At 53.8% G+C, this 24,895-nt stretch carries 24 protein-coding genes; 12 read left to right on the top strand and 12 right to left on the bottom strand.

Annotation, left to right across the window (positions count from 1 at the left end; all coding sequences use genetic code 11):
* The first annotated feature begins 16 nt into the window (after positions 1 to 16).
* Positions 17 to 1,153 (top strand): NADH oxidase, encoded by a 1,137-nt coding sequence (locus tag AB1K62_RS07430; protein WP_367002575.1) that lies wholly within the window; start codon positions 17 to 19, stop codon positions 1,151 to 1,153.
* A gap of 40 nt (positions 1,154 to 1,193) precedes the next feature.
* Here the strand turns inward: AB1K62_RS07430 and AB1K62_RS07425 are convergent, their stop codons facing one another.
* From AB1K62_RS07425 to AB1K62_RS07405, 5 genes are all read right to left on the bottom strand, one after another.
* Entirely contained in the window at positions 1,194 to 1,484 is a 291-nt protein-coding gene (locus AB1K62_RS07425) for a GIY-YIG nuclease family protein (protein ID WP_367002573.1), read from the bottom strand.
* A gap of 131 nt (positions 1,485 to 1,615) precedes the next feature.
* Positions 1,616 to 5,059, bottom strand: coding sequence for a chromosome segregation protein SMC (gene smc, locus AB1K62_RS07420; protein ID WP_367002571.1), 3,444 nt, complete (start codon positions 5,057 to 5,059; stop codon positions 1,616 to 1,618).
* Positions 5,060 to 5,211: 152 nt separating this feature from the next.
* Complete coding sequence (locus tag AB1K62_RS07415; protein ID WP_367002569.1) at positions 5,212 to 5,955, bottom strand: thioredoxin domain-containing protein; 744 nt, start codon at positions 5,953 to 5,955, stop codon at positions 5,212 to 5,214.
* Positions 5,956 to 5,990: 35 nt separating this feature from the next.
* Positions 5,991 to 6,680, bottom strand: a complete 690-nt coding sequence (locus AB1K62_RS07410) for a thioredoxin domain-containing protein (protein WP_367002568.1) — start codon at positions 6,678 to 6,680, stop codon at positions 5,991 to 5,993.
* The gene (locus AB1K62_RS07405; RefSeq protein WP_367002567.1) at positions 6,677 to 7,384 is read right to left on the bottom strand and encodes a DUF721 domain-containing protein; all 708 of its coding nucleotides are present in this window, start codon (positions 7,382 to 7,384) and stop codon (positions 6,677 to 6,679) included. Before AB1K62_RS07405 ends, AB1K62_RS07410 begins: the two co-directional genes overlap by 4 nt.
* 27 nt (positions 7,385 to 7,411) lie before the next feature.
* On the opposite strand from AB1K62_RS07405, the gene AB1K62_RS07400 reads away from it, so the two are divergent.
* From AB1K62_RS07400 to nudC, 3 genes are all read left to right on the top strand, one after another.
* Positions 7,412 to 8,545, top strand: coding sequence for an NUDIX domain-containing protein (locus AB1K62_RS07400; protein WP_367002565.1), 1,134 nt, complete (start codon positions 7,412 to 7,414; stop codon positions 8,543 to 8,545).
* 2 nt (positions 8,546 to 8,547) lie between these two features.
* Positions 8,548 to 9,900 carry a serine hydrolase domain-containing protein gene (locus AB1K62_RS07395; protein WP_367002563.1) on the top strand — a complete coding sequence of 451 codons (1,353 nt, stop codon included), beginning with the start codon at positions 8,548 to 8,550 and terminating at the stop codon, positions 9,898 to 9,900.
* A gap of 138 nt (positions 9,901 to 10,038) precedes the next feature.
* On the top strand, positions 10,039 to 10,965 hold the full coding sequence (nudC, locus tag AB1K62_RS07390) for an NAD(+) diphosphatase (RefSeq protein WP_367002561.1): 927 nt from the start codon (positions 10,039 to 10,041) through the stop codon (positions 10,963 to 10,965).
* A gap of 2 nt (positions 10,966 to 10,967) precedes the next feature.
* Here nudC and AB1K62_RS07385 read toward each other — a convergent pair whose 3' ends face one another.
* Both AB1K62_RS07385 and AB1K62_RS07380 read right to left on the bottom strand, forming a co-directional pair.
* Positions 10,968 to 11,369, bottom strand: a complete 402-nt coding sequence (locus AB1K62_RS07385) for a DUF1489 domain-containing protein (protein ID WP_367002560.1) — start codon at positions 11,367 to 11,369, stop codon at positions 10,968 to 10,970.
* Between the two features lie 83 nt (positions 11,370 to 11,452).
* Positions 11,453 to 11,890, bottom strand: coding sequence for a host attachment family protein (locus AB1K62_RS07380; protein WP_367002558.1), 438 nt, complete (start codon positions 11,888 to 11,890; stop codon positions 11,453 to 11,455).
* A 154-nt stretch (positions 11,891 to 12,044) separates the two neighbouring features.
* Between AB1K62_RS07380 and AB1K62_RS07375 the strand changes: the two genes are divergently transcribed.
* The gene (locus tag AB1K62_RS07375; RefSeq protein WP_367002557.1) at positions 12,045 to 12,479 is read left to right on the top strand and encodes a hypothetical protein; all 435 of its coding nucleotides are present in this window, start codon (positions 12,045 to 12,047) and stop codon (positions 12,477 to 12,479) included.
* 102 nt (positions 12,480 to 12,581) lie between these two features.
* Positions 12,582 to 12,779: a hypothetical protein gene (locus tag AB1K62_RS07370; protein WP_367002555.1), complete on the top strand. Its 198-nt coding sequence runs from the start codon at positions 12,582 to 12,584 to the stop codon at positions 12,777 to 12,779.
* A gap of 155 nt (positions 12,780 to 12,934) precedes the next feature.
* Here AB1K62_RS07370 and mgtE read toward each other — a convergent pair whose 3' ends face one another.
* Positions 12,935 to 14,344 carry a magnesium transporter gene (gene mgtE / locus AB1K62_RS07365; protein WP_367002553.1) on the bottom strand — a complete coding sequence of 470 codons (1,410 nt, stop codon included), beginning with the start codon at positions 14,342 to 14,344 and terminating at the stop codon, positions 12,935 to 12,937.
* Between the two features lie 180 nt (positions 14,345 to 14,524).
* On the opposite strand from mgtE, the gene AB1K62_RS07360 reads away from it, so the two are divergent.
* The 3 genes from AB1K62_RS07360 to yghU all read left to right on the top strand — a co-directional run bounded on the left by AB1K62_RS07360 (position 14,525) and on the right by yghU (position 16,515).
* On the top strand, positions 14,525 to 14,974 hold the full coding sequence (locus AB1K62_RS07360) for a peptidylprolyl isomerase (protein WP_367002551.1): 450 nt from the start codon (positions 14,525 to 14,527) through the stop codon (positions 14,972 to 14,974).
* Between the two features lie 195 nt (positions 14,975 to 15,169).
* Positions 15,170 to 15,598: a hypothetical protein gene (locus AB1K62_RS07355; protein ID WP_367002550.1), complete on the top strand. Its 429-nt coding sequence runs from the start codon at positions 15,170 to 15,172 to the stop codon at positions 15,596 to 15,598.
* 23 nt (positions 15,599 to 15,621) lie between these two features.
* Positions 15,622 to 16,515 carry a glutathione-dependent disulfide-bond oxidoreductase gene (yghU, locus tag AB1K62_RS07350; protein WP_367002548.1) on the top strand — a complete coding sequence of 298 codons (894 nt, stop codon included), beginning with the start codon at positions 15,622 to 15,624 and terminating at the stop codon, positions 16,513 to 16,515.
* Positions 16,516 to 16,553: 38 nt separating this feature from the next.
* On the opposite strand, the gene AB1K62_RS07345 is transcribed toward yghU, so the two are convergent.
* On the bottom strand, positions 16,554 to 17,387 hold the full coding sequence (locus tag AB1K62_RS07345; protein WP_367002547.1) for an LD-carboxypeptidase: 834 nt from the start codon (positions 17,385 to 17,387) through the stop codon (positions 16,554 to 16,556).
* 75 nt (positions 17,388 to 17,462) lie between these two features.
* Here AB1K62_RS07345 and AB1K62_RS07340 point away from each other — a divergent pair, with 75 nt between their 5' ends.
* Positions 17,463 to 18,857, top strand: coding sequence for a Mur ligase family protein (locus AB1K62_RS07340; RefSeq protein WP_367002803.1), 1,395 nt, complete (start codon positions 17,463 to 17,465; stop codon positions 18,855 to 18,857).
* A 44-nt stretch (positions 18,858 to 18,901) separates the two neighbouring features.
* On the opposite strand, the gene AB1K62_RS07335 is transcribed toward AB1K62_RS07340, so the two are convergent.
* Positions 18,902 to 19,780: a LysR substrate-binding domain-containing protein gene (locus tag AB1K62_RS07335; protein WP_367002546.1), complete on the bottom strand. Its 879-nt coding sequence runs from the start codon at positions 19,778 to 19,780 to the stop codon at positions 18,902 to 18,904.
* 406 nt (positions 19,781 to 20,186) lie between these two features.
* Between AB1K62_RS07335 and AB1K62_RS07330 the strand changes: the two genes are divergently transcribed.
* The gene (locus AB1K62_RS07330; RefSeq protein WP_367002801.1) at positions 20,187 to 22,472 is read left to right on the top strand and encodes a CDC48 family AAA ATPase; all 2,286 of its coding nucleotides are present in this window, start codon (positions 20,187 to 20,189) and stop codon (positions 22,470 to 22,472) included.
* A 54-nt stretch (positions 22,473 to 22,526) separates the two neighbouring features.
* Here the strand turns inward: AB1K62_RS07330 and AB1K62_RS07325 are convergent, their stop codons facing one another.
* Both AB1K62_RS07325 and AB1K62_RS07320 read right to left on the bottom strand, forming a co-directional pair.
* Positions 22,527 to 23,882, bottom strand: coding sequence for an MFS transporter (locus AB1K62_RS07325; RefSeq protein WP_367002544.1), 1,356 nt, complete (start codon positions 23,880 to 23,882; stop codon positions 22,527 to 22,529).
* Between the two features lie 41 nt (positions 23,883 to 23,923).
* Positions 23,924 to 24,055, bottom strand: coding sequence for a hypothetical protein (locus AB1K62_RS07320; RefSeq protein WP_367002543.1), 132 nt, complete (start codon positions 24,053 to 24,055; stop codon positions 23,924 to 23,926).
* A gap of 171 nt (positions 24,056 to 24,226) precedes the next feature.
* Between AB1K62_RS07320 and AB1K62_RS07315 the strand changes: the two genes are divergently transcribed.
* Complete coding sequence (locus AB1K62_RS07315; protein WP_367002541.1) at positions 24,227 to 24,856, top strand: methyltransferase domain-containing protein; 630 nt, start codon at positions 24,227 to 24,229, stop codon at positions 24,854 to 24,856.
* Positions 24,857 to 24,895 lie beyond the last annotated feature (39 nt).

The following is a 24,895-nucleotide window of genomic DNA, read 5'->3' as shown; positions in this document are numbered from 1 at the left end:
AAGAGAGGATAATTTGATGAGCCACGGTATTTCTGACGCAAAGCAACTTTTTTCCACTGTCACCGATGACGGAAAGCTTATTCTCTCGGTTGAACCTTATGATGTGCCTGAACCGGAGGATCATCAGGTCATCGTGCAAATGGAAGCCGTGCCGATCAATCCATCCGACCTTGGCTTATTGCTCAGCCCGGCCCAGATGGACACGGTGCGGTCCGAGACTGTTGACGGGAACCCTGCGCTGGTCGCTGATGTCGATCCCGCGATGATGCGCGTTTTTGCCGGACGCAAGGGCAAGAAAATGGCCGCCGGTAACGAAGGTGCGGGCAAAGTGGTCGCGGCTGGGGGCAGCGACGCAGCGCAGGCGCTGCTTGGCAAAACCGTGACGATCGTCGGCGGAGAAATGTATCGCACCCACCGGGTGATGCCCGCCGGAATGTGTGTCCCGCTTCCCGAAGGCGCTCCGGCAAAGGAAGGGGCGTCCCTGTTCGTCAATCCAATGACAGCGCAAGGTTTTATCAACACCATGCGGGCCGAAGGGCATGAAGGCCTCGTGCATACAGCCGCAGCCTCCAACCTGGGCCAAATGCTCGCAAAGCTGTGCGTGAAGGACAATATACCGCTGGTAGCGATCGTGCGCTCGGACGCGCAAAAGAAGATCCTGACCGATCTGGGCGTGACCCATGTGCTTGACAGCACCAAGGATGATTTCATGCCAAAGCTTGTCGATGCACTGGCGGAAACCGGCGCAACATTGGGCTTTGATGCGATTGGTGGCGGCAAGATGGCCAGCTATATCCTTACTGCCATGGAACAGGCCGCAGCCAAGCGCGGGGCGGAGTTCAGCGTCTATGGCTCGACCGTCAACAAACAGGTCTATATCTATGGCCGCCTTGATACCGGCGAAACCATTTTGGGTGGGGGACTTGGCCTCTATTGGGGCGTGGGCGGCTGGCTGCTGACCCCGCATCTGGAAAAAGTGGGTGGCGAACGGATGATGGAAATGCGGAAATACGCTGTCGAAGAACGCAATGGCATATTCCACAGCGAATATTCCAGCGAGATTTCACTAATGGACATGATCGACCCCGAAATCGCCAAAGCATATGAGAAAAAGGCGACTGGTGAGAAGGTGCTGGTAAACCCGAGTTTGTGAGGGAACCCAATTCGTTAGCCCTGAGCCTGTCGAAGGGCGCTTATCGCCTATCGGTGCGGTTCTTTGCCAAATGCGATAACAATTCCCAATCGCCATTTATCAGCGCCCGTTTCTTGGCTTTTGACCAACCTTTAATCTGTTTCTCTGCCTCCAAAGCTTCGTTGCGCGTGGGAAAATTGTCTGACCAGACTAAGGTGAGTGGTCGGCGTTTATACGTGTAACCGGTATAATACCCACTTTGATGCTGAGTAATGCGCTGCTCTAGATTATCGGTATAGCCAGTATAAAACGAGTCGTCGGAACATTGCAGGATATATGTGTAAAAGGCCATCGACTTCGCTTTGATTGAGAAACGTCCTTCGACAAGCTCAGGACTAACGGTGTGAAGTTTGTATTTATACTGTACCGTTTAAATCGGGCATAATCTTTGGGAGGGATCTCATCTATATAGCACCCGCAGTCCTACTCCGCCGCCAACAACTCTTCCGCGGCATTCAGGTCCACCGATACCAATTGCGAAATACCGCGCTCAATCATCGTTACGCCGAACAGCCGGTGCATCCGGCTCATCGTCACGGCATTATGGGTAACGATGAGATAGCGGGTATTGGTTTCTGCCACCATCCTGTCGAGCAAGTCGCAGAAACGCTCGATATTGGCATCATCGAGCGGCGCGTCCACCTCATCAAGAACACAAATAGGCGCCGGATTGGTCAGGAACAGACCAAAAATAAGCGCGACGGCGGTAAGCGCCTGTTCGCCGCCGGATAATAGCGTCAGCGAGGTCAGCTTTTTGCCCGGTGGCTGCGCCATGATTTCCAGACCGGCTTGCAAAGGGTCATCGCTATCGACCAGTTCCAGATGTGCCTGACCGCCATCGAACAAGGTGCTGAACAGCCGCTGGAAATGCTGGTCGACTTCTTCAAAAGCGGCGAGAAGCCGTTGCCGACCCTCGCGGTTAAGACTGCCGATTGACCCGCGTAGCTGGTTGATCGCTTCGTTCAGGTCGCTGCTTTCGCTGGTCGATCTTTCCCATTCGGCTTCCAGCTCTGCCAGTTCATCTGCTGCGACCAAATTAACCGGCCCAATCCGTTCGCGGCTTAGCGTCAGCCGCTCCAGTTCCGCCGACTCTGCCCCGGCCTCACCAACTGTATCTTCATCAAATCCGCATTTTTGGGATAGCAATTGCGGAGGACATTCAAATTTCTCGCCGGAAATCCGGCTCATTTCCACCCTACGCAAATCCTGATTCTCGGCCCTTGCCTTCGCCCCGGCGCGCGCTTCGCGGGCCTGGCTTAATGTTTCGCTGGTAGCATTTAACCGCTCTTCATGATCGCGTTGCGCCAGTTCAGCGGCTTGCTGGGCAGCATCTTTTTCCGCGACCACGCTATTGAGCGCCTCTTGTTGCTCCTGAAGCCTGGCTATTTCCACGTCGATAACGCGTGGGCGATCAGCGATTTTTTCAAGCTCGGCTTCAATCGCTGCGCTGCGTTTACCCATTTCCGCCATGCGGGTGGCGGCTTCGCTTGAGCGGTCCTGCCATGATTTAATCTGCGCGGCGGCCACGGCTTTTTGTTCTCTGACCTGTGCCAGTTTTTGGTCTAAACCGGACAATGCCGCTTGCGCCGACATAACTTGTTGCCGCGCTATATCGCGTCGTTCCTGCAGCAACGTACGTGCGCTTTCCTGCGCTGCGCCATCGGGCTGTTTGTCGCGTTCCTTTTGCGCCATATCCAGTTCTGCTTGCGCCGCGGCAGCCTCATTTTTGAGCGCCGTTTCCCGTTCGGCCAGGCTGGCCGTGCGTTTTTTCAACCAATCTAAGGCTTCTTCTGCCTGATCGGTTTCGCGCAGGGCTTGGCGGAGCCTGTCCTCGGCTTCGCGCCGGGCGTTTCGGGCGTCCGAAAGCTGCTGTTCTGCGATGGCAATGGCGTCTTGCTGTTTGCTTAGGGCTGTTTCTGCTTCAGCGACTTTTGTTTCTGCTGGCTCCAGTAAGGCGGTCAATTCCGTCAGCCGATTGGCGCGGACCAGTCGCTGGGCGCTGGCATTCCCGTCATCGCGTGCGACAAAACCGTCCCAGCGGCGCAAAGCTCCGGATTTGGTGACGAGCCGCTGTCCGATTGCCAGAGGTTGGTTCCTGTCATCATCCGCGACGAAAATCTGTGACAGGCGATAATGCAATTGGGATGGTGCCACGACAAAATCAAGCAAAGCCTCTGTGCCATCGGGCGCTGGGCCAACCGTGTCAGTTCCCGTTTGTCCACCGCCCCAGAAACGGTCGCCATCTTCGCCCACAGATGCCAGCAAATCATCCCCCAGCGCCGCCGCCAACGCGCGCTCATATCCGGGTGCGGCCTTGACCTGATCTATGGCTTTGTGATCGCTTTCGCTCTTGGATAATTCGCGTTCCAGCGCGCTATGTTCGGATTTCAGACCAGCGCGTTCGGCTTTTAACGTGGCGAGAGCGGACTCTGCGTGATCGCGCGCTTCGCTGGCACTCAGGCGTTTTTCCTCAATCGCGGCGATTTGCGCTTTGCTCTTATCGGCTAGTTGCCGGGCCGCGTCGCGCGTGGCTATAGCATCGGCTAACGCGGCTTTCAGCTCTTCTTCGTCGCCCATTTCCGCGCGTTCCTGTGCCAGCCGTTCCAGCTCGGCAGCTAAGCGGTCATAGCGTGTCCCGGCTGCTTCCAGCGCCGCGTTTGCAACTTTTATCTCTGCCTGTATCCGCGCTTCTTCAGCAACTGCCTTGGCAAGTTCCACTTCGCTATCGCTTGCAAGGCGTTCGGCCTTGTCGGCCTGCTTTTCCAGTTCAGGGCGCTCTGTTTCCAGTTCCCGTAATTGGGCAGACAGACGCTTTGCATCTGTTTCCAGCCGTGACAGAGCGTCCATTGCATCGCGGGTTAATTGATCTTCGCGCGCGTTGTCATCCTGTATCCGCTGTGCCTGTGTTTGCAGGTCCAGCAACCGGGATTTCAGATTGTCGCGTTCATTGGTCAACGACAACAACCGGTGACTGGAGTCGCTGGCCTCTTCACGCGCACGGGTCAGGTCGGCGCGCAATATGCCCAATGTGTGGGCGCTTTCATTCTGCGCTTTAACCGCCGACTGCTGGTCATTTTGCGCCGCGACAACTTTCGCTTCTGCCATTTCGGCTTCGGCTTTGGCGGCATCTGCTGCTGCGGCCGCTTCTTTCCAGCGGGCAAAAATCAGCCGGGCTTCGGCGCTCGTAATCTGATCGCTGAGCTTGCGGTATCGCTCCGCCTGCTTGGCCTGACGCCGCAAACTTGCGATGCGTTGTTCCATGTCGCCAAGAATATCATCCAGCCGCGCGAGGTTTTTTTCCGCTGCGCGTAATTTCTGTTCGGCATCCTTGCGCCGGACATGCAGCCCCGAAATGCCCGCTGCCTCCTCCAGCATTTCACGCCGGTCGGTCGGTTTTGATGAAATGACATTGCTGATTTTTCCCTGACTGACCAGTGCGGGACTATGCGCGCCAGTTGCAGCATCAGCAAAGATCAGTGCGACATCCTTGGCCCGCACATCAACGCCATTGGCACGATATGCAGAACCGGCGCCGCGTTCAATCCGCCGGACAATTTCCAGCTCGCTGTCATTATCCCCGGCATGAAGCGAAGAGATGTCACCAGCCTCCCGCTCGGCGTGCAGGGCGACTTCGGCAAATTGCCGTTCGGCGCGGTTCTGTGTTCCGGCGAAAATCACATCTTCCATACCGCCGCCGCGCATGGATTTGGCAGAGCTTTCGCCCATGACCCAGCGAATGGCTTCCAACAGGTTGGATTTGCCGCAGCCATTGGGGCCGACCACGCCGGTCAGCCCTTTTTCAATACGAAGCTCTGTTGGATCGACAAAGCTTTTGAAGCCGGATAATTTGAGCCTGGTTATTTGCACAAGGAGCAACCTGCTGTTCGCGGCAGTCGCCCGAAACGGGTTCGTGGAGCGTCGTAGTTGACAATCAATCTATACAATATCCCACGTCCTCCCCGCTGTAAAATCCCCGCTCTTAATGTTCCGCTTGTAATCTCTGGCCAAAAAGGGCGCGCTTACCGGGCGCCTGCTTCTTTCAGGCCGCTTTCAACCATCGGCCAATTTGTGCCTTCAATTTTTTTGCCATTGATCAGAAACGTCGGTGTGCCCTGAATATCATGAGTTTCAATGGCTGTTTGCGTGGCGGCCATTAATTTTTCTGCGGTGGCCTGGTCGCTCAGGCAGGTTTTGGCTTGATCTTCGGAAATGCCAAGCTGTTGAAAAAGGCTGATCAAATCGAGTTGCTCGGCCAGTTTGATAAAGCGCACATCCGGCTTCGATTGTAATATGCTGTTATAGGTTGCCTCGCCCATGCTCTGGGCTTTTTCAAACATTGCTTCCTGATTACCCAGCGCCTGTTTGGTAAGCGCAAAAAACGGGCCTTCGCCGCCGCAACGCGACAGGATAGCAGCTGTCAGGTCAAGTGGATCGCGCACGAAATTGCGGATTTCAAAACTGACGCGGCCGGAATCAACATAGTCATCACGGATTGCGTTAAACGCTTCTTCGCCAAAAGTCGCACAGTGAGAGCAAGTGATCGACATATATTCGACCAGCTTGATCGGCGCATCCGGGTTGCCCATGACATAGCCGCCTTCTTCGGTTTGTTCGACGGTAGCGGACCATTTCTGGCCATCGGGCGCGGCAATATTTTCAACGGTTGCGCCGGATGTCGCACCTTCTTCGGTTTCCGCATTACCGCTACATGCACCGAGCGCCAAAGCCAGTGCTATAGGTGTGAAATATAGTGATTTGGACATGGATATTTTCCTGCTATTTCGATCTATTAGTAAGTTTACTTTGGTAATGACGCCAATACGGGCCGTAATTGCGGCCAGCCATGAACATCAGCAATTGTTTTGTCGTTCAGGGTGAAACTAGGCGTGCCGGTTAACTTCAATGTTCCGGTGGCATATTTGGTCATGCCCAAAATGGCGTCTTGCGCTTCTTTGTCGGTCAGGCAGACATCGACCTGCTTCGCCGAATATCCGCGTTTTTTCATCAGGCCGTAAAAATCGGCGGCTTTGGCAATTTTTTTCAACCGTTCGGGCACCGTGCCTTCGTTTAATGATTCCATGACTTGTTTGGAGGATGATTGAAAGGTTTTCATCCAGCCTTGCTGCGAGGCCAGTAGTGCCTTGTGATTACCAAAAAACCTGGTCCGCCCGCCGCAGCGCGCCAGCATTGCCGCCGTCAGGTCAATCGGGTTCAGGATCAGATTACGCACTTCAAAGCTGATATGGCCTTTGCTGACAAAGCCGGATTTAAGCGGTTCGTTTGATTCGGCTTCAAAATTCGCGCAATGGTTGCATGTATAGCTCATATATTCGGTAAGCCGGTGCTTGGCGAGGGGGTTGCCCAACATATGCCCGCCCTTGTCCGACAGTGTGACCCGCTGGGTCCAGTCGGTGTTTTGGGCACTGGCAGGTGCGGACAAAGCCACTGTTCCTACTGCTAAAGCAAGATAAACGCTGGAGAACTTCATTCCTGATCCTTTTTCGTTTTCGGCTTCCGTTTCTGGCCGCCTCCGATTTTCCCCATGATGGTTATCGGTTGCGGTTCCTCTATTTGCGGAGCGCCTTCCGACTTGGCAATAGCCGTTGCGAGAGATTCCAATACCCTGTTCAGTTCCGGATCACCAATATCGCGCAGGCTATCGCCCAATTCTATGGGCGCAGGTTTCAGCGAAGGAGGCGGTGCTACCCGTGGATTATTACGCCTTTTCTCCGGTTTTCCGGTATCTTCGGGCGGATTTATAGTTCCGTGTTTGAACCGCACCTGACTGATCGCGCCATAGCCGAAAAAGCGGTTCACGCGCTCAATAATTTCCGGCGTAATATGCTGCATCAAGGTCGCATGAGCGCCTGAAACCAGCAAATTCAAAGTGCCGCCCTCTTTCTCGCCGCGCGGAAAACGGATTGATTCGGGCAGCGAAACACCGGCATAGCGTTCACCGACAATTTCCGGCCAGCGGCTGACCACCGAACTTTGAATGAAGCCGTAGCGGCGAAAGGCCGCCCGGCCGATTTCTGGCATAAGATCAGATATGCTGCGCGCTTCACCGCCACGGGGGCGCTGATATTTATGGAATTTGCGGCTGTTCGTGGTTCGTCCAGTGGGTCGTGTAGCCGCCCGTCCTGCGCTTTTGCGCTTTGGCTTTGTGCCTTCGGGACTATTTTCCTTCGCCATAGGGATTTACCATGGCATAGACACCCTATGGGCGTCGATAAAATTTCCGGTGAAACGCGCAATATCACCGCCAAAATCAGTGCACATTATGTGGATAACGCGCGTGAATTGCCTTGGCGCATCATGCCACATCAGTCAGCGGACGGCATATTGCCCGATCCCTATTATGTCTGGTTGTCCGAGGTGATGTTGCAACAAACAACCGTTGCGGCAGTAGTCGCCTATTTCGTGAAATTTATCCGGCACTGGCCCACAATCGCGGATCTGGCAGCAGCAGATGAAGCGGATGTGCTAGCGGCTTGGGCAGGGCTTGGCTATTATGCGCGGGCACGAAATCTGCATAAATGCGCGCGTTATATCGTCAGTGAACTGGATGGCGCCTTTCCTGCAACAGAGGCGGATTTACTGAAACTTCCGGGTGTCGGGGCTTATACGGCAGCGGCGATTGCGGCGATTGCTTTTGGCGCGCGGGCAATCGTTGTCGATGCCAATATCGAGCGACTGGTTGCGCGGTTATTTGCCATTGATACACCGTTGCCCGGCGGCAAAAAAGACATTCGCATAGCTATGGATGCGTTGACCCCCGACGCAGAAGGCAAGGCGAATAAAGTCGGTGATTTCGCGCAGGCCTGTATGGATATTGGCGCGGGCATCTGCACCGCGAAATCGCCTAAATGCAGCCTATGCCCGGTACAGATCCATTGCGTAGCGCACGCCCGCGGTAATCCGGAACTACATCCTGTAAAGCCGCCCAAAAAGGCAAAGCCTATACGCAAAGGGCGGTTTTTCTGGATCGAGCAAGATGGAAAATTATTGCTGGTGACGCGCCCGCCGACCGGAATGCTGGGGTCGATGCGCGCTTTGCCGGATGATGACTGGGCAGCGGGCAAAGACGGACATGGTCAGCCGCCCCTTACGGGTGGTTGGCAGCTTCGCGAAAATCTCGTGCAACATAGTTTTACGCATTTTTCGCTTGAGGTTGATGTGGCAGTTTATCACAGTGACAAAAATATAAATAAGACTTGGGATAATCATGGGGCCGGATTGGGTTCAAGGAAACCGATCTGGTGGCCGATTGATACGATAGAGGATGCGGGTCTGCCTACGCTGTATCTAAAAGCGGTGAACCGGATTTTAGGGCAGGGCAAACGGAAGGATTGATAATGGGAAATGATAATAGAGCGGACAAAATCGCTCTTCCGGTATTTAGCCGCCGTTCTGTGCTGGGCGTAATCGGGGGGAGCGCTTTACTCGCCGGCGCTCCAGGCACTGCATTTGCCAGAACGTTGCTCCGGCCCGCTACACGGTTTCCGGTTCTGACCAAGATTATAAATGATTATGTCGCGCAAAAGAAAGTCGCCGGGATGCTGGCCGCTATTGGCCGTGACCAGTCCGACCCCATGGTTATTGCTGCGGGAACGCAAAAACTGGGCGGTGACCGGCCAGTGGACATAGACAGTTTGTGGCGTCTTTATTCACAGACAAAGCCGGTGACGGGCATGGCGGTGATGATGCTGATCGAGGACGGTCTGTTAAAACTGGACCAGCCGCTTGCGGACATATTGCCCGAATTTGCCGATATGCGCGTGCTGCAAGATCCCGAAGGGCCAATTGATGACACGGTGCCAGCCCGGACACAGATCACTATCCGCCATTTGCTAACCCACACGGCGGGGCTTGGCTATTCGATCATCAGCAAGGGACCGATTCAAGCGGCCTATTTCGCCAAAGGCATTACCCCCGGCGTGGTCAGCAGAACCCCGATTCCCGGTTTTGAATCCGGCTTGGCGACACCCGATATTGCGACATTCTCAAAGAATCTCGCGTCGCTCCCGCTGGTTTATGAACCCGGCACGAAATGGAGCTATTCGGTCAGCATCGACCTGTTGGGCTATGTCGTCGAAGTGGTTTCGGGGCAGCCGCTGGATGAATTTTTGCAAAAGCGCATGTTTGATCCGCTGGGTATGAAAGATATGTTCTTTCGCTTGCCCGTCGACCGGGTAAAAGATTTTACCGACAATTATATCCCCTTCAACGGCGCATTGATCCCGATAGATCCGGCGGAAAACAGCATTTATCTGGATAAACCCGCCTTTGCCTTTGGTGGTGCGGGACTGGTCGGCTCGGCTGCGGATTATGACCGCTTTCTTGCCATGTTGCTGGGTTTCGGGACATATCGGGGCACAGCAATCATGCAGCCGGAAACAGCGAAAAAGGGCATGTCTAACCTGTTGCCAGAGAGCGTTAATCTGTCAGGCAGCTGGATTGCAAATCATGGTTTTGGTGCAGGTGGTCGTGTCGGCATCGGCACAAAGGCAAGCCCCGCGGGCACCTATGGCTGGGGCGGCGCAGCAGGGACGGCGGCTTTTGTTGATACCGCAAATGGATTTCGCGCGGGCGGCTATACGCAATATATGCCAGCAAGCAGCTATCCGTTTCAGGCAGATTTCCCCAAATATGTCTATGCGGATATGATGCAGAACAAAGCAATAGGGGGCGGCAAGACCAGCCCCTGAAACATAGTTACTCCTGGAGGGGAAGGGTTGTAGGAAAACACCGTTAGTCCTGAGCCTGTCGAAGGACGCCCCAAGACTATAGCCGCACTTCGACAGGCTCAGTGCTAACGGCAAATAACAAGAATATGGGAACAAATAATGACTTTCAGTCCGATCATGACCAATGACCTCACTGCTATTATTCCGGCTTTTGCGGGCGGCACTTTGGACCGCGCGGATCAGGTGCGGGTCGACCCGGTGCGGCTGAAGGAAGCGATGATGCGGCCTAGTGCGCGTTTGTTAAAACTCGATGGCCTTAACCCGGTCCTGGATGAGATGGGCGATTTGGCGTGGGGACCGCTTTATGAAGCATCTCCGGACAATGATTTGCTGTTGCTTGGCATGGATGGAGATACGCCTTGTTTTGCCGAATTAAGCGGCGCAGGCAGTGCGACATCAATTCCCGATCCGCGGCTTTGGCAATCGCTATCTATGCTATCGCCGGATCAAGCGGGGATATATGCCACGGCGCGCAGTCTGGTCGATTGGCATGCCCGGCATGGATATTGTTCAAATTGCGGGCAGATAACCGTGTCACGCAAAGGCGGCTGGTCAAGAAGCTGTGTGCGCGAGGAAGGGGGATGCGGGGCCGAGCATTTTCCCCGCACTGATCCGGTAGCCATCATGCTGGCAGAATGTCAGGGTAAAATATTACTCGGTCGGCAGCCACGCTTTCCCCCCAAAAGGTTTTCGGCGCTGGCCGGTTTTATCGAGCCGGGTGAAAGCATCGAAGGCGGGGTTGCGCGCGAACTATGGGAGGAGGCAGGCATCAAGGTTCGCAACGTCCGTTATGTTGCCAGCCAGCCGTGGCCTTTCCCGTCATCGCTTATGATGGCGTGCACCAGTGAAACAGATGATCCGACCCTCACTCTTGACGAGGAAGAGGTCGAGGAAGCAGCATGGTTTTCACTGGACGAGGTGATAGCCGCGATGAACGGGGAGCCGGACGCCCTGTTCATTGCGCCGCCGCCATTTGCGATTGCCCATGATCTGCTCAAATATTGGATAAACGAGCAAGGTGGTTAAACTTAAACCAGACCCAATTTAGATAATTCGCCCAGCATCTCGGCGGGCATTTGTTCCGCGCCCTCCGCGCCCTCGCCCAGATCAGCGGGCGCGTCCTGTTCTTCCAGATAGCGCCACCCTTGGTGCGCGCGGCGGGGAATGGCCTGAACCGCTATCAGTTTCGGCTCCAACCGTATCCATTGACGTCCTTCACCATTGTCCATAAAGCCGATGAGCGGACTACGCCCGACAATTGTTTTTGCGTGAATCCAGTATAATGAACCGCCGACCATTTCCTTGTGCCGTTTGGGTAGATAGCGCGTGGTCAGCCGTGCTTCACCTGCGTCTTTGTGCGATTCCAGCCACGCCCGCAAAGATGCAGGGCTTTCGCTGCGAAAGGCAATCTTGGTCATGTTCAGGGGCATGGCCTTAATCTGTGGCCCGCGACCGGATTAGTCAAGCATCCGCACCTGTGAAACGGTGGAACCGCGGACCATATTTGTAAAATCTATTGTTTTTGTAACAGACTTTCAACTTCGTCGAGCGGATGGTTCGTCCAGTTCTTGTCGACTTCACCGCGCAGCTTATCGGCCACTTCGCTATGAAGATGCTGTCTCAATTCGCCCAGCGTGTTGGGTGTAGCCACGATGATCAGATCGTTAAAGTCGCCGTCATGGGCTCGCTGGTAAAGCCGTTCAGACAGATCAGCGGCAAAACGGTCCTTGGCGAGTTCGTGCCAGTCTGTATCATCTACGGCGCTTTTATGGCCTGTGCCGTCGAACATTCTGCCACGCCGGTTGGCGGCTTGCTCACGGGTGGGGGGATTATCCTGAGTGCGCTTTTTTTCAACTTGCAGATTGGGATATTTTTCGTCTCCCTCATTACGCAGAAATAGCGCTTTTTCGCCATCGGCTATCAGGACAAGTGCTTCACTTGGAATTTGCATATGATCTCCTTTTTTGCATCAGCGTGAACCGCTTTCCCTCTACCAACGCACATTATCGCAAAAGGCTCCGACCCCTGTTTGAAATATATTATTGCAAATCATTATCAATATCAATAATAAGGCCGGGGAACATGGGGAATCAGAGGAGAAATATATGGGTGTTTGGTCAACTAATTTTCAGAAATTGCTGACACCAATGCCGGATTTAATGTCACTGGCAAGCGCAGAAGCACATATTATCATTGGCCTGCGCGTCGCGGTGATGAGCCAGAAAGCCTATCGGGATGCGCGGCCCTTTTTGCGTGAGCGGCTGGGCAGCGATCTGGCAGTCAGTAGGTTTCTGGTTCTGGTCGAGACCATTGGCGGTGCTTGGCCGGAGTCCGTGAAAATAGGCAGGGCCTGTTGTCCACATACCATGCCGGACGAGATATTATTGCTTAATATGCTGCGACATGCAGCGGTCGGCAACCGTCCCGGCTTTGATGCTTTAACCTGTGAAATGATCGGTGATAGCGCGCGGGAACGCATTTATATGGATATGGAAAGTTTTGCAGCGGTTTACGGGAAACGGACGGCCGGGAAGCGATAGAGGATTTTTTAAGACCTCAAGCGCCGGGTGTTTTTAGACCTCAAACGCCGGGCGCGGAATTCTTTATTTTACCTCAAACGCCGGGCGCGGGCATCCGCCCGCTTGGCTACGCGCCATAAGGCGCGGCGGCCGGTCGGCCTTGCCTCGCTGCGCTCGGACTGGTGCACGTTATTTAGGTTGCGCTCTGGTGCGCCATTTCGAAGCAGCGCCAATCCGACGCACCGCGTCGGCAAGCGCGACCGCGCGCCCGAGCTTATGCGAGGAAAGCCAAGGGCGCGGATGCGCCCGCCCGGCGTTTGAGGTAAAATAAAAAAACTCTTCAACTCTAAACACACACCTACAGTCCGCCACCCCCGACGCGAAGCGGAGGCAAGCGCGACCGCGCGCCCGAGCTTATGCGAGGAAAGCCAAGGGCGCGGATGCGCCCGCCCGGCGTTTGAGGTCTAAAAAAACACCTAAATCGACACAAGCCCGCTAACAACCGCCAACCCAAGAAACGCGAGAAAACCTATCGTATCGGTTATCATTGTCACAAATACCGAAGAGGCAAGGGCGGGGTCCTGTTTGATGCGCTCGAGCGTGACCGGAACCATTATTCCGGCAAATCCGGCGACGACAATATTGATAAGCATGGCAGAGGCAATCACCCCGCCCAGCATCGGATTACCAAAAACAAGGCCCGTGCCAATGCCTACCAGCGCGGCGATCGTTCCGCCGTTCAGCAAGGCGACGCGGAACTCCCGCCCGATAATCCGCCGGGTGTTGGAGCGGGTCAATTCGTTCATGGCCAATGCGCGGACCGAAACAGCCATGGTTTGCGTACCTGCATTTCCGCCAATCGACGCGACTATCGGCATTAATATTGCCAGCGCCACCATCTGTTCAATCGCTGCGCCAAATATCGAGATGACCGCACTAACAACAATCGCTGTGCCCAGATTGGCGATCAGCCAGCGAACCCGCGCCCGGTAACTGTCGCTGATCGGTTCGTTAATATCGCCTTCACCCGCACCGGACATCAGCAAGACGTCCTCGCTGGCTTCATTTTCGATAATGTGCAGAATATCATCCACTGTAATCATACCGATTAACCGGCCATCTTCGTTGACTACAGCAGCAGAGATCAGATTATATTTCTGGAAACGGAGCGCGACCTCTTCCTGATCCATATCGACCGGGATCAATGTCTGTTCCCGTTTCATGATGTCGGCAACCGCAATATCGCGCGGGACGCGTAATATCCAGCTTAGCTGGCATGTGCCCACCGGCTTGTGCGAGGGGTCGACGACATAGACTTCCCAGAATTCGGTGGTCAGATCATCATGCACGCGCAAATAGTCGATCAATTGCCCGACATTCATATGTTCGGGCACCGCAACAAGATCACGCTGCATGATCCGCCCGGCGGTTTCCTCCGGATAGGTTAGCGCGCTTTCGATAGCTGCGCGATCTTCCGGCTCCAGCTCGGCAAGAACGGCTAGCTGTTCATCTTTTCTCAGATCCTCGATAATTGAAACAGCGTCGTCAGTTTCAAGCTGTTCGGTAAGATCGGCAATCTGGCCGGGATCGAGAACATCAATCAGTTCTTCGCGCACATGCTCGTTCATTTCGGACAAGACATCCGCGCTAACCAGATCACCCAACGCGCTGGCCAGCGGGGCGCGTTCGTCATCGTCGATCAACTCGAACAGGTCGGCAATATCGGCAGTATGCAGCGGGTTGACCAGCTCTTGCGCCAGATTGGTGTCGCCGTCTTCGACAGCTTCGGACACCAGACGGACAAATTCGTCGGTCAGGCGGTTTTCTTCGTCATGGCTGGGTGGAGCTGCGTCTTCCAGTTCGGGGGCGTCAATCATATCGGCCATGCTGATGCTCCCTTTTCTATCCGTTGATATTTAGCTGATCGCCGGTTTGTAGTAGCTGTGCGACCATAAATGCAATCTTTTGTGAAATTTATCGCAAGCAGCGGGTGATTTTTTGGCGCAGCGCCCTTATATGCAGGGCGATAAGATTCATAATTTAATCACAAATATAAGGAATTACCCATGGCGCATGAAAAAATGACACTCCACCTCGATACCGGTGATGTAGAAATAAAATTGCGTCCAGATCTGGCGCCGGGGCATGTTGAACGGATTACCGAACTGGCAGCGGAAGGCTTTTATGACGGCGTGATATTCCACCGCGTGATAGACGGATTTATGGCGCAGGGCGGTGATCCGACCGGCACCGGCATGTCGGGTTCCGACAAGCCCGATCTTCCGGCAGAGTTCAGCCAGGAACATCATGCGCGTGGCGTATGCTCCATGGCCCGCACGATGGACCCGAACAGCGCGAACAGCCAGTTTTTCATCTGCCTTGATGATGCCGGCTTCCTTGACGGTCAATATACGGTCTGGGGCGAAGTGACGAGCGGTATGGATGCGGTAGATGCGCTGCCCAAGGGCGAGCCGCCAGCAGAGCCGGGTTCGATCAAAAGCGTAACACTGGGTTAAAAACCGGACGCGTGTTTCTGTGAAATTTTTTGGTGAACATACTCTTTTGACAAGCAAAAGACCGTTAGTGGTGAGCTTGTCGAACCACGTTTCTATATCATTTGCGGGATCGAGCCTGAAGGCATGCTTCGGCAGGCTCAGCACTAACGGAAACGGGACACATGGCCATCAAGGGATAAGCAGGAAATTGTTTCAGTGAAAACCGCCTTCCTCTCCGGTCTGGCATCCATCGGCTTGCTGATGTCCTGCTCGGCCGGAGAGAAGGAAGCTAATGACAAAGAAAATGCCGGACCTATCCCTGTAAATATTGATCCGGCCGCCGCCAAAACCGGCCATCTGGCGGACATGCAGGGAAGCTGGATATCTGATGAGGATGACAGCAACAGCATTATTGTTACGGGCAGCAGCTTTCGATATTTTACCGACGACGCGTTGCAATATGAAGTGCCGATCATTTTTGTCGACAGTTGCAAAACACGCGTTCCCGACTTTGAGGGCAAAGCATTCATTTTGAGCGGTAAAGAAAAACAGACCTGCTATCTGTTCTATGCGGTGTCACAAGATAAGCTAAGCTATATTGAAAGCGCCCGAGGGAGAACATCGCGGTTCACGCGAAAAAACTAGCCTGATATTTGGAGAGAAGCAGCATGACTGATTTACCCGATTATACCCCGCCCAAAATCTGGAAATGGGATAGAGAAAGCGGTGGCCGTTTTGCCAATATCAACCGCCCGATTGCCGGGCCAACCCATGACAAGGAACTGCCGGTCGGCAAGCATCCGTTCCAGCTTTATTCACTGGGCACGCCCAATGGCGTAAAAGTCACCATCATGTTCGAAGAGCTTTTGCATGCGGGCATTGATGCGGCGGAATATGACGCATGGATGATCAACATTGGCGAAGGCGAGCAATTTGGCAGCGGCTTTGTAGATATAAATCCCAACAGCAAAATACCGGCATTGCTGGATCATAGCACGACGCCGCCGACCCGGCTTTTTGAATCGGGTTCGATGCTGGTCTATCTTGCCGAGAAATTTGATAAATTCCTTCCTGCCGATCCGGCCAAACGCGCCGAGACGATGAACTGGTTGTTCTGGCAAATGGGCAGCGCGCCTTTCCTTGGCGGCGGTTTCGGGCATTTCTACGCTTATGCGCCGGAAAAATATGAATATCCGATCAACCGCTATGCGATGGAAGTGAAGCGGCAGATGGATGTGCTTGACCGTCATCTGGCGGATAATGAATATTTCGCCGATGACGAATATAGTATCGCGGATATGGCTATTTTTCCGTGGTATGGCGGCATGGCGCGCGGTGTTCTTTACGACGCCGGTGAGTTTCTTCAGGTGCAGGATTATAAAAATCTGCAACGCTGGACACGGCAGGTCAATGACCGTCCGGCGGTAAAGCGCGGCATGATGGTCAACCGTCCCTATGGTGAGCCGGAAACACAGCTTCACGAGCGCCATGATGCCAGCGATTTTGAAAATAACACGCAGGATAAAAGAATCGCCCGCGGAGAGGTTGAGGCGCCGGAATAGGACAGGAATAAAGCAACAAAGTTTTTTGCGGCTTAATCCTAATCCGGAATATACCCGAAGGGCACGACCTTATTTTCTGTGTCATGGCCAATATCGGCCCGGCCCAGATAGGGGATGTCATACCGCTTGCACCAGCGTTCGGTAATCTGCTCGGCATCTTCCCCGAACGGGCGGTCGTTTTCGGGGATTTCGCTAACCCGGCCCAGCCGTATTCCGGCTAGCTGCTGACCGGCAAGATGGCTGGTGACATTGAACAGGGCGCGGTCGAAGGCGTAAAGATATTCGGAAACTTCCTCAATCATCAACACATGGTTTTTGAGATCAGGCAGCAGCGGCGTGCCGACCATCATTGCCATCGTCATCAGGTTGAAAGCGGCATATTTCTGCCCTTTTTCGACATGCGGCTCCAGCGCGGAGCGCTCCCGCCGCACCAGCCAGTCGAGCGCGCGGCGCACCGCTGCATCGCCTCCATCGCGCCGCAGATCGACCGGCATCGGGCCATGGGCCTGCGTGCCGATACCGGCCTTGTAAAGCGCGCCAAGCAGGTTCCCGCCGTCGCTATAGCCCATATAGTCCTTATTATGCGCCGGTGACTCCATTTGCTCCATTATCGCATCGGCAATTCGCGCCGCGCCATATCCGCCGCGTGCAAACCAGATCGCATCAATCGACGGATCATTGGCAAGCGAGACAAAAGCCGAAGCGCGTAATTCATCGTTCCCCGCAAAATGCCCCTCTATGGCAAAACATTGGTCAGGAAAGATCAACTGTGCTTCGGGATGACTTGTGCTGGCGAGGGCAATTAACTGATCGGCTTCTTTCCGATTAAGGGGCGTTGAAGGCGCGCAAATAGCAATCCGGACCTGTTCCACGATATTTCCTCTCCTCCGACCTTGTTTTACACCAATGCAATTGCCAAAAAGCTATCGAGGGCATAGCGGGGGATGATGAGTAAAGACAAATCCTATTATTTTTGCGGCATCGGCGGTTCCGGCATGCAGCCTTTGGCGATGATCGTCCGGGAAAGCGGTGCGACTGTGGCCGGTTCTGATCGCGCGCTGGATCAAGGGCGACTGGCAGCAAAATTTAAATGGTTGCAGGCCAAAGGCATTGGCCTGTTCCCGCAAGATGGCAGCGGCCTTACCAGCGGGGCCCAGATATTGATCGCCTCTGCTGCAATTGAAGACAGCGTGCCGGATATTGCCAAGGCAAACAGCCTTGGTTGCACGCGGATGACTCGCGCTGAACTACTGGCCGAGCAGTTTAATGCCTCACCGCGCAGCATAGCGATTGGCGGAACCAGCGGCAAATCAACCGTTACCGGCATGCTTGGCTGGATATTGACCGAAACCGGACTGGACCCGACAATCATGAACGGCGCGGTGATGAAAAACTTTGTTGCCGATGATGCGCCTTTTGCCAGCTCCCGAGTCGGTGAGGGCGGCATCATGGTTAGCGAAGTCGATGAAAGCGATGGCTCTATCGCGTTGTTTGATCCCGATATCGCTGTGCTGAACAATGTCAGTCTGGATCATAAAAGCCTTGAGGAATTGCGCCAGCTTTTCGGTGATTTTGCCGGAAAAGCGGACCAGTTTATCTGGAACCGGGATGATCCTGAAACTACGGCGTTGGTTACCCGGCTTGACCCTGGCAAGGGGATTAGTTTCGGCTTCTCTGACGGTGCCGATTTTCGTGCTGTCGCTATTGAGGAAGCGCCGATAAGCAGCCGGTTCACCTTAGTGACTGGTGATGATGATTTTACGGTAACCTTGAAAGTGCCGGGGCGTCACAATATTGCCAATGCGCTTGCGGCTATTGCAGGAGCCTCAGCTGCCGGAGTGCCAGTGGCAGAATCTGTTGCGGCTATTGCTGGTTTCACTGGTCTTGCCCGTCGGTTTGATGTTGTCGGAACGGCGAATGATATTAGCGTGATTGATGATTTCGGGCATAATCCCGACAAGATCGCGGCTACACTGAAAACCATGAAGGCTTTTCCGGGGCGTATCATTGCTTTTTTCCAGCCTCACGGTTTTGGTCCCATACATAAAATGGGCGCAGAACTGGCGCAGGTGTTTGCCGACATACTGGATGATGATGATCATGTGATTCTTTGTGATCCGGTTTATTTCGGCGGCACGGTTGATCGCACGATTGGAAGTGAGTCGATCGTGAATGCGGTAAACGCAGCAGGCGGAAATGCCCTGCATATTGCCAGCCGCTCCGACTGCGGCGACTATATTGCCAAAATGGCCAAGCCGGATGACCGTATTGTAATCATGGGCGCGCGCGACGATACGCTGAGCATATTTGCTTCCGATATCCTCGGCAAACTGACCGGGTAGCGATGAAATTAAAACGAGCGGTTATTCGCTATGGATAGCGCCGATCAAAGCCCTGCTTTCAAGACCCAGTCATGGAATATTCGTACCGCACGATTTTTCTTGTCCCGTTTCCGGCATACAAACCAATAGGAATAAGGGCTGTCGATATCATAGTCGAACAAACGGGCTAATCGCGGATCGTTCGCGTCAGAAAAATGACCGCCATGCATGATCGCCACGCCTAGCCCCTGCGCCACGGCTTCCAGTATCAACGGACCGCTGTTCATCTGATCAATACTGACCGGGTTAAGATCCGGTTTGCCCACGGCCTCTTTCCAACGGTCAAAAGCCTTGACCATATCGCTATGGATCAGAATATTGTGGTTCATCAAATCTTCTGGTGTTTTGATGGCATTGGGACCGTGAACAAGATCAGTCGCGGCAATTGCATATATCTTGTTGGTATCCAGTTTTACTGCATAGAGATTGGGGTCTACCTGGTCAGCAATAATGATCGCTGCATCAATGACATCTCCCAACATATTCTGGGCATGGGTAGAAGTATCAACATCGATGTGTAGCTTTGGATAAAGCCTTCTGAATTCCGGCAACCTTGGTACCAGTCGCGTGGCACCGAACAGGGGGAGAACGCCAAGCCGCAAGCGCAAAGATCCCCCGCTGACAGTCATCTGGTCAACTGCTTCACCAATTGTTTCCATGGCGGGCGCCACGGCATCAAGCAATGACTGACCATCTTCATTCAGAACCATGGCTTGGTTGCGCCGCTCAAATAATTGCTTGCCGATATGGTCTTCAAGAGCCTTGATTCGGCGGCTGAGCGCGGGAGCAGACAGTGCCAATTCAGCCGCTGCGGCTTTGGAAGTGCCAAGACGAGCAACTCGAACAAAGGCTTCTAATGAACGAAGGGGGGGGAGGCGGCGCATGGTATTTCCAATATTGGGGTTATAATATGTTTGTGCAATGCAAAATATTGCCGAACTTGACCGGATTGGCCAAATTACGCTCCTAACAATATCATTAGGTTGCATAAGATGCAACCGCCAATGTTCTTTTCGCACTTGCGGTATAGCCGATTCTCAGCCAAATAGAACTCGCCTTTCAGGCATCCTCTCCTAAAAACTTTTACAGGCCAATCCTTCGGGGTTGGCCTTTTTTTTGCCTGAAAACGATGGATTTCTTACCTGAGAAGATTCTCTACGGTAACTTCGGGGTCGTAAAATAGCAGATCTATTCCTATCTTATTGGAAACAATAATATTGCAGGAGTATATTCGTTCACATGACCGATCCTACATCTGATCCGAAACCAGGCACTGAGTCTGATCCTCCCATGATAAAACTGCAAGTCGCTAATGCGCGGCCAGAAGATAGCGGACGCGGTCTTGCCCGGCTGTCCCGGGATAACCTCGCTCAATTGGGGCTGATAGAAGGTGATGTGGTCGAGATTAGCGGCAAGCAAATAACACCGGCCCGTGCGGTTCTGCCATATCCGGAAGATGAAGGATTGAATTTCGTTCGTCTTGACGGCCTGCAACGTGCCAATGCCGGCGTTGGCTCCGGTGATTTTGTGGAAATCCGCAAAGTCGAATCAAAGCCTGCCAAGAAAGTCATATTCGCCCCGGCGCAAAAAGATTTGCGTCTGCATGGCAGTGGCGCCGGATTGAAACGCAGTTTCATGGGACGACCGCTGACTGCCGGTGATTTTGTCGCCACCCATGGGCAACAGCAGGTCGACCGTAGTGATATGCCGCCACAATTGCGCCAGATGTTGGCCGCCCCGGCTTTCTCGTTGGCCCAGATCCGGCTGTCAGTTGTGTCGACCATGCCAAAGGGGTTGGTCCATATTGACGAGAATACCGAAGTGGAATTGCGTCCGGAATATGAAGAATCGACGGAACACCGCCGGGCCGATGTCACCTATGACGATATTGGCGGTTTGCATGAAACCATAGATCAATTGCGTGAAATGGTTGAGCTGCCGTTGCGTTATCCGCAACTCTTTACCCGGCTGGGCGTTGATCCGCCACGCGGTGTATTGCTCCATGGTCCTCCGGGTACGGGCAAGACCCGGCTTGCCAGAGCTGTAGCCAATGAGAGTGATGCCGAGTTTTTCCTGATTAACGGGCCGGAAATCATGGGCTCGGCCTATGGCGAATCAGAGAAGAAGTTGCGCGAGGTTTTCGAAGAGGCAGCCAAGTCGGCTCCGTCCATATTGTTCATTGACGAAATCGATTCGATTGCGCCCAAACGTGGCGAGGTTCAGGGAGAAACCGAAAAACGTCTAGTGGCGCAGCTATTGACGCTGATGGATGGCCTTGAATCGCGTGTTAATCTGGTCGTTATTGCCGCTACCAACCGTCCTGAGGCGCTTGATGAGGCATTGCGTCGTCCTGGCCGGTTTGACCGTGAAATCATTGTTGGTGTGCCGGACATGTCGGGCCGCAAAGAAATTCTTGGTATTCATACCCGCGGAATGCCTTTGGAACCGGCGGTAAACCTGAGCGAGCTTGCGCGGACAACTTACGGGTTTGTCGGTGCTGATCTGGCAGCATTGACGCGTGAAGCAGCAATTGAAGCGGTCCGCCGGATCATGCCAAAAATTGATCTGGAATCCGAAACCGTGTCGCCAGAGGTGCTGGACGAGCTTGTCGTGAGACGAGAGGATTTTGTCGAAGCGTTAAAGCGGGTGCAGCCATCCGCGATGCGCGAGGTCATGGTGCAGGCGCCCGATGTGCGCTGGGAAGATATTGGCGGTCTGGATGAAGCACAGGTGCGTTTGAAAGAAGGCATTGAACTGCCAATGAAAAACCCGGAAGCCTTTACCAAATTGGGTATTCGTCCGGCCAAGGGCTTTTTGCTTTACGGGCCGCCGGGTACGGGCAAGACATTGCTAGCCAAGGCAGTAGCGCGGGAAGCAGAGGCGAATTTCATCGCGACCAAGTCCAGCGACCTTCTGTCGAAATGGTATGGTGAAAGCGAGCAGCAGATTGCCCGGCTTTTTGCCCGTGCACGGCAAGTTGCTCCGACAATATTGTTCATCGACGAGATTGACAGTCTGGTCCCTGCGCGCGGACGCGGGATGGGCGAACCGCAGGTGACGGAACGTGTGGTCAACACGATTCTTGCCGAAATGGACGGGTTGGAAGAAATGCAATCCGTGATCGTCATTGGTGCAACCAACCGGCCCGCCCTGGTTGATCCCGCGTTGCTGCGTCCCGGTCGTTTTGACGAGCTGGTCTATGTATCGGTTCCCGGGAAAGATGGCCGCCGTCGCATATTGGCGATTCACACCGAAAAAATGCCGATCGGAAAAGATGTCGATCTTGATGACATAGCCGACCGGGCGGAACGCTATACCGGCGCTGATCTTGAAGATCTGGTAAGACGCGCAGGTCTAAATGCGTTGCGCGAACATGGCGGGCTGGTCGAAACCGTGTCGATGAAGCATTTTGAACAAGCGTTGAAAGACAGCCGCGCATCGGTCACGCCCGAAATGGAGGAAGAATATTCCAAAATAGAGGGTGAGCTCAAACAAAATGCCATGCGGGCAGAGCCCATAGGCTTTGTCGCCCCCGGAATGTTAACGCCGGTGCATGACATGAAACATAAGTCATAATGCTATGGGCATGGCGGTATATTATGCGCCGTCATGCCCAAATGATTGGCGCGGTCAACGTTGAGCAGCCTCATCATCCAGATTTAATGTCTTAAAGCCCCAGACGAAAACGAACAGACACATGGTCACGGCCAACCAGAACGGAAGTGTGCTAACATAGGTATAAAGAAGCACGCCCAGCGCAGGGGAGGCAATAAACGCGATACCGTTGACGGATGCCACAATGCCCGCGACGCCGTTTTGCTCATCGCGTCCTACGGCCAGCGATGCACCTGCCGTAAAGCCGGGGCGAAACAGGCCAAATCCCAGCGAACCGACAGCAAAGCCGAGGATGATGCCGTAAAGATCACCTGATATACCGATGATGATACAGCCCAATGCGGCGAGCAACATGCCCCATAAGACGGATGATCGCGGCCCCATTTGTAAGAGCGGGATCAGGCCCCATTGCGCTAATAAGGTTGCAGCCGCGCCCGACATCAGAACAATACCCGTCATTTCGATGCCGGTCCCCGGATCACCGCGCAGACCCAATCGGTCGAGGATGAGAAAGCCGATCACACCCAGTATGACAGCATGGGCATTGCCGCCCATAACTCCGATCAACAGCCAGTGCTTTATGCGATTGTCACCCCATCGAAGTTGTGGCGGGATGGTGTCTTTATATTTTTGTCCAAGCGGGCGGTCTTCGTGGCCGTCATCTTTCAGGCTGCCAGCAGAAGGAGCCGCACTATAGGGCTCTGATGTTACAACGCCGCGTGCTTCAAATCCCGGATCGTCATTAGGCAGCTTTAGCGCCAGAGCGATGATGACGACTATGCCGATAAGCCCAAAGGCAAACATCGGGCTAGACAATCCAAGGACCGGCAAGATCAACAAGGGGGCTATAGCAGGGCCGACAATCGTACCCAGACCGAAGGAGGAGGCAATCAGCGATAATGCCTTGGTGCGATCGGCACGCGGTGTGCGGGCGGCGACATAGGCCTGTACCGCTGGCGGTGCGGCAGAGCCAAGCCCGCCATAAAGGCTCCTGAAAATCGCGAATAATATGAAGGTCCACAACGCGCTATACCAGCCCATAAGGCCAGCAAAAAGTGCTACACCTGCCAATGCCATGGAAGAGGTAAACCCAACCATACCCAGACGCATCAACGCTTTTCGGCCGCGATGATCGGACAGCCGCGCCCATTTGGGAGCAGTATAAACCCATAGCAAAGCAGACCAGCTAAACGCTGCGCTCACCCAGAAGTCGGGGATCTTAAGCTGTGTGCCGATGGTCGGTAAAATCGACTGCATCGCCGTATTTCCCGAGGCCGTGACGAGCATGACCGCGAACAACACAGCCATTCGGCCATTGTCGATAGGCTTATGTTTTTTAACGGTATTTGATGGTTTATTAGAATCAGCCATTAGCTCTGTATGGCACGCTATTTTTCCCAAGCATAGCTACGTTATATCCGTACGACGTGCATTGTGTAACTTTCAAAGCATTTACCCGGCTCGTCTGGGGACCGGCTTCTGTCATGGTCCAGATAGCCGCTTTGCTGAGCGGCGAGATCGCTCATCATATCTGCCGCTGCCATATAGTCTTCGTCACCGCTTTGAGTGCGCTGGGCACAAAAATTACAGCAGTCGTACCGGGATGATATAAGTCCGATAAACGCTTTTAATCCTCTTTCCGCAGCGAACGAGAACGAAGATGTTTGAATATGGGGTCGTTATATTCTACTCAACAAGCGGAAAAAAGGAGATCATTGTTGACCAACAGCGTTGCCAAAGCCCCGATATGGGGCAAAATCAAGCTACGCGCAGCCCGCTTGTTCGGTGCATGGGGCGTATTTTTCAAGGGTTTTCTTAAACATCCCGTGATGGTCGGATCGATCATCCCTTCCTCGGCTGTAACAGTGAAAAAGATGCTGGAGCCAGTGAAGTGGGACGAATGTAAAGTATTTGTGGAATATGGTCCGGGCGTGGGCACATTCTGTCGTCCCGTGCTGGAACGCATGAAGCCGGATGCGACATTGATTGTCATAGATCTTAACCCGGATTTTATTGACTATCTTAGCAAATCTATCCGTGACAGCCGCTTTTATCCCATTCATGGGTCTGCGGCCGATGTCCGGCAAATTCTTGAAGATCTGGGCCATGAGAATGCGGATTATATTTTGTCCGGCCTGCCATTTTCGACTCTACCTGACCAGCTCGGTCCCAAAATTGCCAAAGAGACACATGATGCTTTGCGTCCCGGTGGTGCTTTTCTGGTCTATCAGTTTGTCAAACGCGCACGCGATTTCATGACGCCGCATTTTGACCGTATCGACAATGGCTTTTGCGTGTGGAACATCTTGCCATGCCATCTGTTCTGGGGCTGGAAACAAAAATAGCCGCCCGGTTCATTCTGGACCATATTATATTTTAACCAT

It is taken from the genome of Parasphingorhabdus sp. JC815 (assembly GCF_040717415.1).
Taxonomy (GTDB): Bacteria; Pseudomonadota; Alphaproteobacteria; order Sphingomonadales; family Sphingomonadaceae; genus Parasphingorhabdus.
The sequence above is the reverse complement of the archived record's forward strand: the minus strand, read 5'-3'. Positions and strand labels throughout refer to the sequence as shown.

What these genes read in the sequence shown, in the direction of transcription:
- AB1K62_RS07430 (WP_367002575.1), top strand. Translation starts at nt 17, where the DNA reads ATGAGCCACGGTATTTCTGACGCAAAGCAACTTTTTTCCACTGTCACC.
- AB1K62_RS07425 (WP_367002573.1), bottom strand. Translation starts at nt 1,484, where the DNA reads ATGGCCTTTTACACATATATCCTGCAATGTTCCGACGACTCGTTTTAT.
- AB1K62_RS07415 (WP_367002569.1), bottom strand. Translation starts at nt 5,955, where the DNA reads ATGTCCAAATCACTATATTTCACACCTATAGCACTGGCTTTGGCGCTC.
- AB1K62_RS07410 (WP_367002568.1), bottom strand. Translation starts at nt 6,680, where the DNA reads ATGAAGTTCTCCAGCGTTTATCTTGCTTTAGCAGTAGGAACAGTGGCT.
- AB1K62_RS07405 (WP_367002567.1), bottom strand. Translation starts at nt 7,384, where the DNA reads ATGGCGAAGGAAAATAGTCCCGAAGGCACAAAGCCAAAGCGCAAAAGC.
- AB1K62_RS07400 (WP_367002565.1), top strand. Translation starts at nt 7,412, where the DNA reads ATGGGCGTCGATAAAATTTCCGGTGAAACGCGCAATATCACCGCCAAA.
- AB1K62_RS07395 (WP_367002563.1), top strand. Translation starts at nt 8,548, where the DNA reads ATGGGAAATGATAATAGAGCGGACAAAATCGCTCTTCCGGTATTTAGC.
- nudC (WP_367002561.1), top strand. Translation starts at nt 10,039, where the DNA reads ATGACTTTCAGTCCGATCATGACCAATGACCTCACTGCTATTATTCCG.
- AB1K62_RS07385 (WP_367002560.1), bottom strand. Translation starts at nt 11,369, where the DNA reads ATGCCCCTGAACATGACCAAGATTGCCTTTCGCAGCGAAAGCCCTGCA.
- AB1K62_RS07380 (WP_367002558.1), bottom strand. Translation starts at nt 11,890, where the DNA reads ATGCAAATTCCAAGTGAAGCACTTGTCCTGATAGCCGATGGCGAAAAA.
- AB1K62_RS07375 (WP_367002557.1), top strand. Translation starts at nt 12,045, where the DNA reads ATGGGTGTTTGGTCAACTAATTTTCAGAAATTGCTGACACCAATGCCG.
- mgtE (WP_367002553.1), bottom strand. Translation starts at nt 14,344, where the DNA reads ATGGCCGATATGATTGACGCCCCCGAACTGGAAGACGCAGCTCCACCC.
- AB1K62_RS07360 (WP_367002551.1), top strand. Translation starts at nt 14,525, where the DNA reads ATGGCGCATGAAAAAATGACACTCCACCTCGATACCGGTGATGTAGAA.
- yghU (WP_367002548.1), top strand. Translation starts at nt 15,622, where the DNA reads ATGACTGATTTACCCGATTATACCCCGCCCAAAATCTGGAAATGGGAT.
- AB1K62_RS07340 (WP_367002803.1), top strand. Translation starts at nt 17,463, where the DNA reads ATGAGTAAAGACAAATCCTATTATTTTTGCGGCATCGGCGGTTCCGGC.
- AB1K62_RS07335 (WP_367002546.1), bottom strand. Translation starts at nt 19,780, where the DNA reads ATGCGCCGCCTCCCCCCCCTTCGTTCATTAGAAGCCTTTGTTCGAGTT.
- AB1K62_RS07330 (WP_367002801.1), top strand. Translation starts at nt 20,187, where the DNA reads ATGATAAAACTGCAAGTCGCTAATGCGCGGCCAGAAGATAGCGGACGC.
- AB1K62_RS07325 (WP_367002544.1), bottom strand. Translation starts at nt 23,882, where the DNA reads ATGGCTGATTCTAATAAACCATCAAATACCGTTAAAAAACATAAGCCT.
- AB1K62_RS07320 (WP_367002543.1), bottom strand. Translation starts at nt 24,055, where the DNA reads ATGGCAGCGGCAGATATGATGAGCGATCTCGCCGCTCAGCAAAGCGGC.